The organism is Parasutterella excrementihominis YIT 11859 (assembly GCF_000205025.1).
Taxonomy (GTDB): Bacteria; Pseudomonadota; Gammaproteobacteria; order Burkholderiales; family Burkholderiaceae_F; genus Parasutterella; species Parasutterella excrementihominis.
The window spans coordinates 13795-27170 of the sequence record NZ_GL883685.1 but is presented as its reverse complement, the minus strand read 5'-3'; the positions used below and the strand labels follow the sequence as shown (position 1 = coordinate 27170).

At 51.6% G+C, this 13376-nt stretch carries 11 protein-coding genes; all 11 read right to left on the bottom strand.

The window, feature by feature from the left end:
• Positions 1-103: 103 nt before the first annotated feature.
• Complete coding sequence (gene dusA, locus HMPREF9439_RS02345; RefSeq protein WP_008810950.1) at positions 104-1135, bottom strand: tRNA dihydrouridine(20/20a) synthase DusA; 1032 nt, start codon at positions 1133-1135, stop codon at positions 104-106.
• Positions 1132-1515 carry a YchJ family protein gene (locus HMPREF9439_RS02340; protein ID WP_040603365.1) on the bottom strand — a complete coding sequence of 128 codons (384 nt, stop codon included), beginning with the start codon at positions 1513-1515 and terminating at the stop codon, positions 1132-1134. The genes dusA and HMPREF9439_RS02340 overlap by 4 nt, the downstream gene beginning before the upstream one ends.
• The gene (gene typA / locus HMPREF9439_RS02335; protein ID WP_008863560.1) at positions 1499-3349 is read right to left on the bottom strand and encodes a translational GTPase TypA; all 1851 of its coding nucleotides are present in this window, start codon (positions 3347-3349) and stop codon (positions 1499-1501) included. Before typA ends, HMPREF9439_RS02340 begins: the two co-directional genes overlap by 17 nt.
• An 8-nt stretch (positions 3350-3357) precedes the next feature.
• On the bottom strand, positions 3358-4287 hold the full coding sequence (gene truB, locus HMPREF9439_RS02330) for a tRNA pseudouridine(55) synthase TruB (protein WP_008863559.1): 930 nt from the start codon (positions 4285-4287) through the stop codon (positions 3358-3360).
• Entirely contained in the window at positions 4288-4662 is a 375-nt protein-coding gene (gene rbfA / locus HMPREF9439_RS02325; protein WP_008863558.1) for a 30S ribosome-binding factor RbfA, read from the bottom strand.
• 74 nt (positions 4663-4736) lie between these two features.
• Positions 4737-7463 carry a translation initiation factor IF-2 gene (gene infB, locus HMPREF9439_RS02320; RefSeq protein ID WP_008863557.1) on the bottom strand — a complete coding sequence of 909 codons (2727 nt, stop codon included), beginning with the start codon at positions 7461-7463 and terminating at the stop codon, positions 4737-4739.
• Positions 7464-7486: 23 nt separating this feature from the next.
• Positions 7487-8986: a transcription termination factor NusA gene (nusA, locus tag HMPREF9439_RS02315; protein ID WP_008810944.1), complete on the bottom strand. Its 1500-nt coding sequence runs from the start codon at positions 8984-8986 to the stop codon at positions 7487-7489.
• Complete coding sequence (rimP, locus tag HMPREF9439_RS02310; RefSeq protein WP_008810943.1) at positions 8986-9546, bottom strand: ribosome maturation factor RimP; 561 nt, start codon at positions 9544-9546, stop codon at positions 8986-8988. Before rimP ends, nusA begins: the two co-directional genes overlap by 1 nt.
• Before the next feature lie 323 nt (positions 9547-9869).
• On the bottom strand, positions 9870-10937 hold the full coding sequence (gene rluB / locus HMPREF9439_RS13415) for a 23S rRNA pseudouridine(2605) synthase RluB (RefSeq protein ID WP_008810942.1): 1068 nt from the start codon (positions 10935-10937) through the stop codon (positions 9870-9872).
• 230 nt (positions 10938-11167) lie between these two features.
• Positions 11168-11950 carry a DNA polymerase III subunit epsilon gene (gene dnaQ, locus HMPREF9439_RS02300; RefSeq protein WP_008810941.1) on the bottom strand — a complete coding sequence of 261 codons (783 nt, stop codon included), beginning with the start codon at positions 11948-11950 and terminating at the stop codon, positions 11168-11170.
• 141 nt (positions 11951-12091) lie between these two features.
• Positions 12092-13225 carry a D-alanyl-D-alanine carboxypeptidase family protein gene (locus HMPREF9439_RS02295; protein WP_008810940.1) on the bottom strand — a complete coding sequence of 378 codons (1134 nt, stop codon included), beginning with the start codon at positions 13223-13225 and terminating at the stop codon, positions 12092-12094.
• Between the last annotated feature and the right edge of the window lie 151 nt (positions 13226-13376).

Below are 13376 nucleotides of genomic sequence, written 5' to 3'. Positions count from 1 at the left end.
TTTCCTGTCGTGGGAGACGGGTTTTATTTATGCCGCTACTCAGTAAGAAAAAATCCTGAACTCAGTAATGAAATTCAGGATTCTTGTTTTTGAATTTTAGTTTCTACGAGAAGAACTCTCTGTCTTCATCGGGGAACGATTCGACATCTGCCCAGCCTGCTTTGCCGTAGGCATAGCGGAAAATATCCGCTCCCTGCTCACGGATCAAAGCTGTATCGCTTAACGTGCGACGCCAAACTTTCGCTCCTGCCAAGCCCGTCAGCAGTCCGTGCATATGCCGGCAGCAGGCCCGCAGAGAATGATCGTCCGGCTTAATGAAGCGAACATACTCTTCCATGGCGTCGATCACTCGATCGCGCGTCACGGGAGCGTGTTCGTCGTTGTAAAGGCGGGCATCAACATCAGTGAGAAGCCACGGTGTGTAATAAGCGGCTCGACCCAGCATAACGCCGTCCACGTGTTTGAGTTCGGCTTCACATTCGCCTAGATCCTGAAGCGCGCCGTTAATGACAATGATCGCTTCCGGAAAATCTTTCTTAAGCTGATAAACCACTTCTCTGCGAAGCGGCGGGATTTCACGGTTTTCTTTTGGCGACAATCCCTTCAGCCATGCATTACGGGCATGAACAATAAAAACACGAACGCCGGCATTAAATAACGTACCGACAAAGTCACGCACAAAACCGTAATCATTATTGGCATCAATACCGACGCGATGTTTGATGGTGACTGGCAGATGAGTTGCGTCCTGCATGGCTTTAACGCAATCCGCGACCAAGCCGGGTTCGGCCATTAAACAAGCACCGAACGAGCCTTTCTGCACACGTTCGCTCGGACATCCGCAGTTAAGATTAACTTCGTCATATCCCCATTGCTGAGCAAGCTTAGCGCCGTGGGCCAGATCCTTCGGATCGGATCCTCCGAGCTGCAGAGCAACCCGATGCTCCGCTTCGGAAAAATCAAGATGATGGGGAACATCGCCGTGAACCAGCGCTCCGGTCGTCACCATCTCGGTGTAAAGTCGAGCACGATGAGAAAGCAGACGATGAAAGTATCTGCAATGGCGATCTGTCAGATCCAGCATCGGTGCGACACAAAAGCGCCACCCGATCGGGTCGTAAACATTATCTGTCATGAAAGGATTCCGTCAATGTAGTACCAACGGCCGTTTTCTTTTACAAATCGGCTGTTTTCTTTCAAAGTGATCATATTTCCGGCATCGTCTCGTGCTTTCGCAACGAATTTCACACGTGCCGTTGTCTCCGATAAAGGCATGAAGGCCTCAATCTTGAGACTGCGCCAATGGAGCGGCTCAAAATCTAATTCTTTGGGACGGGTGCTCTCGTGCCAGGTTCTGAGAAGATAGTCCTTGTCTTCCTTCACGAAAGCCGTATAGCGAGAACGCATAAGCGCCCTCGCATCGGGTGCGGGGGCGCCGGCAAGAAGCGGCCCGCAGCAGTCTTCATAAGGCTTGCCGCTGCCGCACGGACATTTGAGTTTAGATTCCCGGGCCAACGCGACTGTCTCCGCGTGCAGCACGGCGGCGTTCGAATTCCTTCAGCCAGCGCTTACGGATACGAATGCTCTTCGGTGTGATTTCAGCCAGTTCGTCATCGTTGATGAATTCAACGGCACTTTCCAGTGTCAGCTGAATCGGAGGAACAAGACGAATGGCTTCGTCGGTACCTGAAGCACGAATGTTGGTGAGTTGTTTTCCCTTAATCGGGGTCACGACAATGTCGTTGTCACGAGAGTGAACACCGATCACCATGCCTTCATAAATAGGTTCTCCCGGACCGATGAACAAACGTCCTCTTTCCTGAATCTTCCACAGAGCATAAGCAACGGCGTTGCCGCCGTCCTGGCTGATGATGGCGCCGTTGCGGCGTTCACCCAAGTCTCCGGACTTAACAGGACCGTACTCATCAAACACATGGCTCATGACACCGGTGCCGCGAGTCATCGTGAGAAAGTCGTTCTGGAAGCCGATCAAGCCACGGGCGGGAATGCGGTATTCGAGACGAACACGACCTTTTCCGTCCGGCTGCATGTCCTGAAGGTCGCCCTTTCTGCGGCCGAGCTCTTCCATGACGGGACCTTGATGGTTTTCTTCCACGTCAACGGTCAGCATTTCGAACGGCTCCATCTTGACGCCGTCGACTTCTTTGTAAACGACGCGCGGACGGGAAACAGCTAGTTCATAGCCTTCACGACGCATGTTTTCAATCAAAATCGTCAGGTGCAGTTCACCGCGGCCGGCCACTTCGAAAACGCCTTCGTTGTCGGTCGGTTTCATGCGCATAGCAACATTGCTCTTTAATTCGCGTTCAAGACGTTCGCGAATCTGACGACTGGTGACGAATTTGCCTTCCTTACCAGCCAGAGGGCTGGTGTTGACATGGAAGTTCATCGTCAGAGTCGGTTCGTCAACGTGCAGGAGCGGCAGCGCATCCGGATGGTTCACATCGGTTAAGGTAGTACCGATGCCGATTTCTTCGATACCGTTGATCAGAACGATGTCGCCGGCTTCAGCCTCGTCAACCAGTTTTCTTTCCAAGCCCTGGAACTTCAGAACCTGATTGACCTTGGCGCGCTTCGGTTCGGAATCCGGGCCGTTCATGATCAGAACTTCCTGAAGCGGTTTAATGCGGCCGCGCTTAATACGGCCGATACCGATCTTACCGACGTAGCTGGAGTAGTCCAGAGAGGAAATCTGCATCTGCAGAGGAGCGTCAGGATCGTCGTCACGAACCGGAACTTTTTCCAGAATCGTGTCGAAAATCGCCTTCATGTTTCCGATCTTCTTCAGTTCTTCAACATCATCCGTGAAACCGGCAAACCCGTTCAGAGCAGAAGCGTAGATCACAGGGAAGTCCAGCTGTTCTTCTGTAGCGCCCAGTTTGTCGAACAGATCAAAGGTTTGGTTGATAACCCAGTCAGGACGAGCGCCCGGACGATCAATCTTGTTAATCACAACAATCGGTTTCAGACCTAAAGCCAACGCTTTCTTGGTCACGAAACGAGTCTGCGGCATCGGGCCTTCTACCGCATCCACGAGCAACAGAACGCCGTCAACCATAGACAAAACGCGTTCGACTTCACCGCCGAAGTCCGCATGTCCCGGGGTATCGATGATGTTGATGTGGGTGCCTTCGTATTCGACGGCGCAGTTTTTCGCCAAAATCGTAATGCCGCGCTCGCGTTCGATGTCGTTACTGTCCATCACGCGCTCGGCAACAGCCTGATTGGCACGGAAGGTGCCGGACTGTTTCAGCAGCTGATCCACCAACGTGGTTTTACCATGGTCCACGTGAGCAATAATCGCAATATTTCTAATCGCTCGAGTCATATTAAAAATTATCTATCGTTGTCTACAAACGAAATTAATCGATCCGGCGCCAGGACTCCGTCGGAAGTCAAACGTCCGACGCCGAGTAAAAATTCAGTTTTTTCAGCTGAGATACCGTACACACGCACTTTAGCCTCCTCGATCGAACGCTCGTCCGTGCGTACCTTCATACCGTTCAGAAACTTCTTAGTCGCTTCTTCATCCAGCTTGACGGGCGCAAGACTCTGCAGCAATCGATCCGGAGGAAGCAAAACAGCAATACGCTGCTCCTCAGTCATGCGTTCAAACAGATCCAAATCCACAGCTTCTTCAATGTGGAGATCGGCAATAGCCGTCCTCCGCAGCGTCTTTAAATGGGCGCCGCAGCCTAAGGCTTCGCCTATGTCTTCCCCAAGCGTACGAATATAGGTACCCTTGGAGCAACGCACCAGAAGGGTGACTTCAGGCGGTTGGAAGTCCACAATGTCAAGTGAGGATATTACTACTTTACGGGGCTCTCTCTCGATTTCTTCACCTTTTCTTGCGAATTTATACAAAGGAACTCCGTCCTTTTTCAAGGCTGAATACATCGGAGGTATTTGAACGATCTCTCCTCTGAATCTCTCTAAAACGGCACAGAATTCTTTGAAGGTAAATTTCGGCTCGGCCGAAAAGATGACTTCGCCTTCAGCGTCTCCTGTAGAGGTCTTTTCTCCGAACTTCACCGTCGTTAAATATTCCTTATCGGCGTTGAGTAAATCGGCAGAAAACTTTGTCGCTTCCCCGAAACACAAGGGAAGCAGTCCGCTTGCTAAAGGATCAAGCGTGCCGGTATGGCCGGCTTTTTGTGCATTCAGAAGGCGGCGTGCCTTCTGTAAAGCGCTATTGCTCGACAAACCTACCGGCTTATCGAGCAATAAAACGCCGTCAATTTTTAAACCTTTGCGACGACGACCCAATTATTCACCTTTGACTTTTTCTCCGTCCTCTTCGCGAGCCTGACGGATCAGCTGATCCATTTCAAAGCCGCGTTCGACGCTCTTGTCATAGACAAAATGCAGCTGAGGAACGGTGTGAATCTTCAAAAGCTTGAAGATTCTGGAGTGAAGCATCGGAGCTGCGCTGTTCAAAGCCTCGGTGGCTTCCTCAGGCGTAGAACCGATGGACGTAAAGTAGATCGTCGCATGTGCGTAATCAGGAGTAATTTCGCACCCTGTCAGCGTTACGAGACCAGTCTTCGGGTTGCTTACTTCTTTCTGAATCAGTTCGGCAACGTCACGCTGGATTTGGTCCGCAATACGGTTGGCGCGTCCCGGTTTGGTGGGTTTAATCATTTTTCAACTCCTCAATAAAACCAGCTAAATACAAAGGAGCCCGAAAGCTCCTTTGTGTTCAGGCTATATCAATCTCAGATCGTTCTTGCGACTTCCTCGACCTCAAAGATTTCGAGTTTGTCATCGACCTGAATGTCATCGTTTCCTTTCAGAGAGATGCCGCACTCGGCACCGGCCTTGACTTCCTTAACGTCGTCTTTGAAGCGGCGCAGAGAGTTAATCTCACCTGTCCAGATAATCACATTGTTGCGCAAAAGACGGGCATGAGAGTTGCGTCTGACGACCCCTTCGAGCACCATGCAGCCTGCCACTGCGCCCACTTTGGGGACGCGAATGACCTGACGGATTTCAACGAGACCTACGTGGTTTTCGCGGCGTTCCGGAGCAAGCATGCCGCTCATGGCAGCCTTAACATCATCTACGGCGTCGTAGATGATGTTGTAGTAGCGGATGTCGATGCCGTTGTTTTCAGCCAGTTTTCTAGCCAATGCATCGGCACGGACGTTGAAGCCTAAGACAACAGCATTGGAAGCAATCGCCAAGTTGATATCAGATTCACTGATACCGCCTACGGCTGCGTGAACCACGCTGACCTTAACTTCATCGGTAGAAAGTTTGGTCAAAGCGTGAACCAAAGCTTCCTGAGAGCCTTGAACGTCGGACTTGATAACCAGAGACAGGGTCTTCTGGCCTTCCGGATTCTGACCAAAAAGACCGCCGAGTTTGTCATTGACCTGGCGAGCCAGCTTAACGTCACGGTACTTGCCCTGACGGTAGTTGGCCAATTCACGAGCCTTACGCTCTTCGGAAACGACGATGAGTTCGTCACCGGCCTGCGGAACGTCGGAGAGGCCTTGAATTTCCACCGGGATGGAAGGACCGGCGCTCTGAACCGACTTGCCGTTTTCGTCAACCATGGCGCGAACGCGACCGAAAGTGGCGCCGGCCAAGACGATATCACCACGCTTTAAGGTACCGGCCTGAACCAGGACGGAAGCAACCGCACCCTTACCGCGGTCAAGGCGGGATTCAATCACGACGCCCTTAGCAGGACCTTCTTTCACAGCCTTCAATTCAAGAATTTCGGCCTGCAGAAGAACGTTTTCAAGCAGCTCGTCAATGCCCTGTCCGCTCTTAGCAGACACGCAGACGAACGGCACGTCGCCGCCGTAATCCTCAGGGATGACTTCGTTGGCAACGAGTTCCTGTTTGACACGATCAGGATTAGCTTCTGGTTTATCAATCTTGTTAATGGCAACCACCAGAGGAACGTTGCCGGCCTTCGCGTGAGCAATAGCTTCCTTGGTCTGCGGCATCACGCCGTCGTCGGCTGCAACCACCAAAATAACGATATCGGTTACCTGAGCACCGCGAGCACGCATGGCCGTGAAGGCTTCGTGTCCCGGGGTATCCAAGAAAGTAATAATGCCTCTCGGGGTTTCAACGTGGTAAGCACCGATGTGCTGTGTAATACCGCCGGCTTCGCCTGCGGCAACACGAGTACGTCTGATGTAGTCCAGCAAAGAAGTCTTACCGTGGTCAACGTGACCCATAATCGTCACGACCGGAGGACGAGGTTCCTTCGGATAGTTGGCCAAAGCCTTGGCTTCTTCTTCAGCCAGGAAGGCTTCCGGATCTTCCGGTTTAGCGGCGATCGCACGATGACCCATTTCTTCGACCACAATCATGGCCGTTTCCTGGTCAAGCATCTGGTTGATCGTCACCATCTGGCCGAGCTTCATCATCTGTTTAATGACTTCAATGGCCTTGACGCTCATCTTCATAGCGAGATCAGCGACAGTGATGGTTTCCGGAACTTCAATGTCCTTAACAACGGGTTCCTGAACAGCAGGAGTCTGCGGTCTTCCGCCCTGGCCTTTGTTGTTCTGGTTCTGGTGCTTGTTGCCGCGTTTGTTGCGGCGGTCATTCTTCCAGCCGCTGCTTTCTTCCGAAGAGTTGTCGCCGCCGCGGGTCTTGAGAGTGCGGCGTTTCTGATTTTCGTCGCCCCAGTTGTCTGCGTTCTTAGCGTTGTTCTTCGTACCTTTGTTTTCTTTCTTGACGCTGTTCTTGTGAACCTTCTTCTGTTCCTGCGGTTTTTCTTCCTGAGCCGGTTTCTTAGCGGTCAGAACCTTCTTCGGAGCAGACATCATTTCTCGAATAGCGCGAGCTTCGGCTTCAGCAGCGCGGCGAGCAGCATCTCTGTCGGCTTCAACCTTGACAGCGGCTTCCTTAGCTTCTTTAGCAGCACGAGCAGCGGCCTCGGCTTCTGCCTTAGCTTTCTCTATGCTGCGCTCTGCCTCAGCCTTCTGTCTGCGTGCAGCTTCTTCGGCTTTAGCCTTTTCCTGTTCGGCTTTGAGTTTGGCAGCACGTTCGGCCTCTTCTTTGGCCTTGCGTTCGGCCTCTTCCTTAGCGCGGGCAGCAGCTTCTTCAGCTAAACGACGAGCTTTTTCTTTCTGCTCTTCCATTGCCTTCTTGGCTTCTTCGCGGGCTTTATTAACGACATCCGGGTTCTTCACCAAAACGCGTTTGCGGCGCACTTCCACTTGAACGGCGTGAGAGGAACCTCCTCCGTTCTGAGTGATGACGCTCTTTTCCCGCTTTGTCAGCGTAATTTTGCTGCGGCCTGCATTCGAGCTGCCGCGGGCAACCTGCAGGGATGTTAAGAAACGATCCTTATCAGCTTCGCTTAATTCGTCGGCGGGTGTGCTCTGGGAGAGGCCGGCTTCCTTCAACTGGGAAAGGAGGGTCTCAACCGGCAAATTCAAGTCGGCGGCTAAATCTTTAACAGTGGTTTTTGCCATATTCCTATATTCCCTCCTTTGTATTAGCTCCAGCTTTCGCGAGCCTTTGTGATCAGGGCGGCAGCCTTGTCGTGGTCAATACCCGTCATTTCAACGAGTTCGTCCGTAGACAAATCGGCAAGCTGATCAAGGGTCTTGATGCCGGCAGGCTTCAGTTTATTTGCAATTTCATGAGTCATCCCCGGAAGGTCGACAAGAGATTTGTCGGCCCACTTGAGGAGCTCTTCACGTTCAAGCGCAGAAGTCAGCAATGCCGTTCTGGCTCTAGAACGCAGTTCTTTAACGGTATCTTCATCGAACTGTTCGATGCTAAGCAGTTCTTCTTCCGGCAGATAAGCAACTTCTTCAAGTGTCTCAATGCCGTTTTCAATCAGAACCTGAGCAACTTCCTCATCGATATCGAGGCGGTCGCAGAGTTCCTGGCGACGCGGAGCGATTTCATCTTCACGCTTCTTAGCCGCCTGGTCGTCATCCATCACTTCAATTTCCCAGCCGGTCAGCTCGGAGGCAAGACGCTTGTTGACGCCGTTGCTGCCGATCGCGATCTTGCTGTTGTCAAGGTCAGGGGTCACGACTTCAACCTTGTGTTCGTCTTCATGGACGATGATGGAGGAAATCGTTGCGGGAGACAGCGCGCTCATGACGTATTCGGCAGGCTGATCGGCCCAGCGGATAATGTCGATTCTCTCATTCATCAGTTCGCCGGAAACGGACTGAATACGAGAGCCTTTGACACCGATGCAGCTTCCGATCGGATCAATGCGCTTGTCCTTAACCTGGACGGCAACTTTGGCACGGATGCCGGGATCGCGGGCAATGCCCTTGATCTCAAGCAGGCCTTCGTTGATTTCGGGAACGACCTGACGCATCAGTTCGCCCAAGAATTCATTGCAGGTACGGGACAGGGTGATCTGCTGCTGTCTGGAGGTCGGATCGATTTTCAGAACATAAGCGCGAACACGATCGCCCGGACGGAGGTTTTCCATCGGGATCATCTGATGTCTAGGCAGACGAGCATCAATGCGGCCGATTTCGATAATCGCATCGCTCTTGTCAAAGCGCTTGACTTGGCCGGTGACAACCTTAACGTCCTTGTAGCGTTCAAGGAATTCGTTTAAAAGCTGATTACGCTCGGCTTCTCTTAGGCGCTGAATAATGACCTGTTTTGCGTCTGTCGCAAAACGACGGCCGGTTACGTTGACATCGGGCAGAGGCTTACGAACATAGTCGCCGACATTCATTTCGCCCTGGTCGCTGTAGTCTTCCTTAGCCTCCCACTGAAGAATCTGACGATCCGGCTCCTGAAGGCCCTGTTCGTCAGGAACGACTAACCACTGACGCCAAACTTTCTGGTCGCCGGTTGTCGGGTCGACTTTGACGACGATATCTGCGTCTTCGCCCGGGAACTCAGCCTTTTTAACTGCGCTGGCCAAAGCACTTTCCAATGCAGCCAGAACGACGGACTGATCAACGTTCTTTTCGTGGGCGAGGACTTCCACCATTGTTAATAAATCACGGCTCATTATTTTGCACCTCTGAAATTCAGGTCGGGCACGAGGTTAGCCCGCTCAACATCATTAAAGGGGAAGGTAACGGTCACTGCAGGCGTGTCACTCTTGGCCTTGGTTTTGGCAGCGCGCTGCTTTTCAGCCGGAGTGCGTGCAACACGATTTTCCGAGAGTGTCATCGTGATCGAGGGGTTGTTTTCATCACCTTCAACGGCGTCAAGGGTTCCGTCCAAACGACGGCGCCCGTTTTCGGGAAGACCTTCACCGGTGATCGGAGCAAAAAGTTCGACGTGAACGTTCTGTCCGACGAATTTCACAAAATCACGAGGACGTTTCAACGGACGATCAACACCCGGAGAAGACACTTCAAGACGATCGTAGTCAACGTTCTCAACCGTCATTGCGTTGTTGAGCTGGTTGCTGACTTTTTCGCAGTCGTCCAAAGTAATCCCGCCGTCTTTATCGATCGTGACGCGGATCAAACCGCGCGGGAGTTTTTCCACATCGACGAGCTCGTAACCCAAGCCTTCGACAGTGGCATCGATCATTTCAAATAATTGTGTCGAAACTGCCATTGCAGATTTAACCTCAATACCTAAGTAAAAAAAAATGGGCTTCAAAGCCCATCTCTTAAAAAATTCTTTTTGATAGGTGCTCGACCGACCGAAGGCCTTTCGAGCGCTTTATGACGCATACAACGCGCCTTAAAGCAAAAACTAGCGCAATTGTACATCATGGACAACGCTAATAGACAGATTTTTCGTAACTTTTCAAGACATAACTCTTTCATTTCAGAAAGAAAAAACAGGTGAGGTTTGTTTCCCGCCCGTCGTTTCTCTGAAAAATTTTTCAGCTTTCTGCCGTCAAATTAGCTCTATCTCTTTGGTCTGACTAAAAATTATTTCGGGCCTCGGGTTCCGCGGCTGCGCATCGGACGACTAGACCGGATCGCCGAAGAAGTGTCTCGCTGACCAAACTTTCTGCCCGCTTTGGGAGCAGAGGCCGGGGCGCGGGAAGCTGCAGGACGCGGCGTTCTCTCAGGCGCACGAGGGGCCGGTGCCGTGGACATTCCTTTTTTATAACTGATGGAATCGAGCCACTTTTCCGTTTCTTCCGTGCTCATGCGGCGGGTCTTGCCTCTGGGCAAGTCAGACGGAAGTTCTAGGTTGCCGTATTTCACGCGGATCAGGCGCGAGACGGGTAAGCCGACGGCTTCAAACATGCGGCGAACTTCACGGTTGCGGCCTTCGCTCAGCGTGACGTTGTACCAGCGGTTGAAGCCTTTTCCCCCGCCCTCTTCCAGCGTCGTGAATTTAGCGATGCCGTCGTCGAGTTTGATGCCTTTGAGAAGTTTGTCTTTGGCTTCCGGACTCATCGTTCCCTGAACACGGACCGCATACTCGCGCTCAATCTCATGACGCGGATGCATCAGGAAATTGGCTAAATTTCCGCTATCGGTAAACAAAAGGAGGCCTTCGGTATTGAAGTCAAGCCGTCCGACAGCGATCCAGCGGGCACCGCCGATTCTCGGCAGATGATCAAAAACCGTGGGGCGGCCTTCGGGGTCATCTTTGGAGACGATCTCGCCGGCAGGCTTGTGATAAATCAGAACCTTAGGAACATCATTGTTTTCCAGCGCGGAACGGCGAACGATCCTGCCGTCAAAACGAATCACGTCAGAAGGTGTCACACGCTGGCCGACGTGAGCAGGTTCTCCGTTCACAGAGATGCGGCCTTCTGCGATTCTTTCTTCCATATCACGGCGTGAACCGATGCCGGCATCAGCCAGCACTTTATGCAGCTTTTCATTGGCAAACGGAGCCGTTAATAACTTAGCCACCTGCGGCTTTCTCGCAGGAGAGCGGGGAGCGGATTCCGCGCTTGCAGGAGTGCGTCGGGTATTGACAGACGCTGACGGTCTGAAAGGTGTTTTGCGCCCATTGCGCGAATTTCTTGTGACTGCCATAACTTACTCTTAGAGCCGAAGCCATTGCCTCGGTTTTTCATAGAATCTTTTAATTGCCCAGTTCGATCAAACATGAACCGGCGCTTGTTGGGGCTTTCGAAACTACATGTCGAAAGCCGGACGAAATTCTTTAGGAAGCATCAAAGATGCAGCCCTGCCGGAAGATTGTAAAGAGGCCGTCGCCCCTATAGCCTCCTAACCACCAAATTTGAGTTGCTCTGCTCGACTTGTCAAAGATTTTTCAGCAAATCCTGCAGCTTAGCTTCCTTTGCATCGAGCGCGTCCTGCTCTTCCTTGCGTTTGGCGTTAAAGGTTTCTTCATCCAAATCGTAAAGCGCGGGACCTTTGGCAGCTTTTCGCACCATTTCCAAGACACGTTCGTTTTCAGAGAGATCCTCTTCCGTGGCTCGAATAACCGGCAGCTCAACGTCGGAGATATCGTGAACATCGGCACTCACCGGCGCCGCATCAATCTCCAAGATGCCTTGCTGCTGTTTAAGAACGAGGTAAACCTGGCCTAAAAGCTCCGCGTCCAAAAGGGCGCCGTGGCCTTCTTTGACGCGTCGGGTCGTGTCGATTTCGAGACGCTTACACAATGCATCCAAGCTGTTGTGCATCTGAGGGAATGCGGCTTTGGCAAGCTCCATCGAGTCGATAATGTTGTCCTTGCCGCAAATCTCTTCCATCGAGGGTTTGCCGAGCTTTCTCAACTCCTCATTGAGGAAGCCGATGTCGAACTGAGCATTGTGAATGATGAGTCTGGCGCCCTGAACAAATTCAATGAACTTGTCGGCGATGTCCGCAAACTTCGGCTTACCGACTAAAAATTCATTGGTGATCTTGTGGACGCGGATAACCTCTGCCTCCATCTGGCGTTCCGGATCGATGTACTCATGAAAATTTTTATCGGTTAATCCGTGTTCTCCAAGTTCAACGCAGCCGATTTCAATGATTCGGTCGCCTTCCTTAGCGGCCATGCCAGTGGTTTCGGTATCCAGACAGATCTCTCTCACGTGCTTTCCTTCAAAATTGGTGTCTCGATTCTAATCAATTGAATGCGAAACAGAAAATTCAAAGTTTTCTAAAACCTAAAAATGACGCATTGAACTTTTAGTCCAATGCGTCACTTGTGATGATTTAGATCGATTCAGCGATCAATTCGAAGCTACAACGCTTTCACGGCTCAAATATGAACGAAGTTTTTCTGCGTCGTTGGCGCGAGCGTACTTATTCGGAGAGTCGAGGAAGATGAATGCAACATTCTTTCCGTCGACGTGCGCCTGCATGACCATGCAGTAGCCGGCCGCTGTCGTCAGACCAGTCTTCTGCAGCTCGATGTCCCAATCTTCGTCTTTAATCAGACGGTTCGTGGTGCTGCTGATGACTTCACGCTTGCCGATACGGAAGGAAGCTTCCGGCGTAGTCGAGAGTTCACGGATGAGTGCATATTCGCTCGCGCCTGTGATGAGGTAAGACAGATCCACCGCAGAAGAGCGATTGTCGTTATTCAAACCGATAGAGTCATAGAAGACGGAGTCTTTCATGCCGAGAAGCGCAGCTTTGATGTTCATTTCTTTAATGAACTGTGCTTTTCCGGTCGGATAGGTACGGGCGAGGAAATGAGCCGCACGGTTATCCGAACTCATTAAAGCCAGATGCAAAGCCTGACGGCGGGAGATCTCCATGCCCATGCGAAGCTTGGAGTGAGCGCTCGAAGGAACGAAGTCTTCACGCGTAACAGTGAACTTGTCGTCTAAATTGACGCCGGATTCCACGATCACCAGCGCCGTCATCAGTTTTGTAATAGATGCGATCGGCAGGGGCTGATCGGCATTCTTTTCATACAAAACTTGGTTTGTGTCCATGTCGTAGGCGAGCACGGCCGTCGAGGAGAGTCCCAGCGGATCGCTGGAGCCCTTCAGGCCTATAAGCTGTGCGTAGGAAGGTCCGCGGCTGCGGTAAGTAGCCCAGTCAATCGCCTTTCTCGGACGATAGTTCTTAGAAGAGGCAAATTTGCGGCTGGAGGAACGAGCTGAGGCCCGTTTACGAACAACGCTTTTCACCGCGACCCGTTTGCCGGCAGCTTTTGCCTTAGGAGCCTTAGCCTTCTTCTTTGCCGAAGCAGCAACAACTTTCTTCTTCGCTGTCTTCTCGACAACGGTCTTTTTCACTGCTTTTTTCTTGACGACTTTAACAGCCGCCGGTTTCTTCTGAGCAGCCTCTACGGTAGGAGCGGCAATAAAACTAAACGATAAAAAAGCACAGAGAATCGCTGCCGATAAACGCATTTTTTCCATCCAGAGGAGAAGAGAAGAGGTCATTAATTGGTGAGTATTTGTTATTTTGCGCCAATTCGTTCGGCGAAACCATAAAAAATCGGCCTCACCGCCCAAATTAAACACTTATATAAGGGAAATTACTAATCATTTTTCTAACTTC

Coding starts and splice junctions, on each gene's coding strand:
- dusA (WP_008810950.1), bottom strand. CDS start 1,135: ATGACAGATAATGTTTACGACCCGATCGGGTGGCGCTTTTGTGTCGCA.
- typA (WP_008863560.1), bottom strand. CDS start 3,349: ATGACTCGAGCGATTAGAAATATTGCGATTATTGCTCACGTGGACCAT.
- rbfA (WP_008863558.1), bottom strand. CDS start 4,662: ATGATTAAACCCACCAAACCGGGACGCGCCAACCGTATTGCGGACCAA.
- infB (WP_008863557.1), bottom strand. CDS start 7,463: ATGGCAAAAACCACTGTTAAAGATTTAGCCGCCGACTTGAATTTGCCG.
- nusA (WP_008810944.1), bottom strand. CDS start 8,986: ATGAGCCGTGATTTATTAACAATGGTGGAAGTCCTCGCCCACGAAAAG.
- rimP (WP_008810943.1), bottom strand. CDS start 9,546: ATGGCAGTTTCGACACAATTATTTGAAATGATCGATGCCACTGTCGAA.
- rluB (WP_008810942.1), bottom strand. CDS start 10,937: ATGGCAGTCACAAGAAATTCGCGCAATGGGCGCAAAACACCTTTCAGA.
- HMPREF9439_RS02295 (WP_008810940.1), bottom strand. CDS start 13,225: ATGCGTTTATCGGCAGCGATTCTCTGTGCTTTTTTATCGTTTAGTTTT.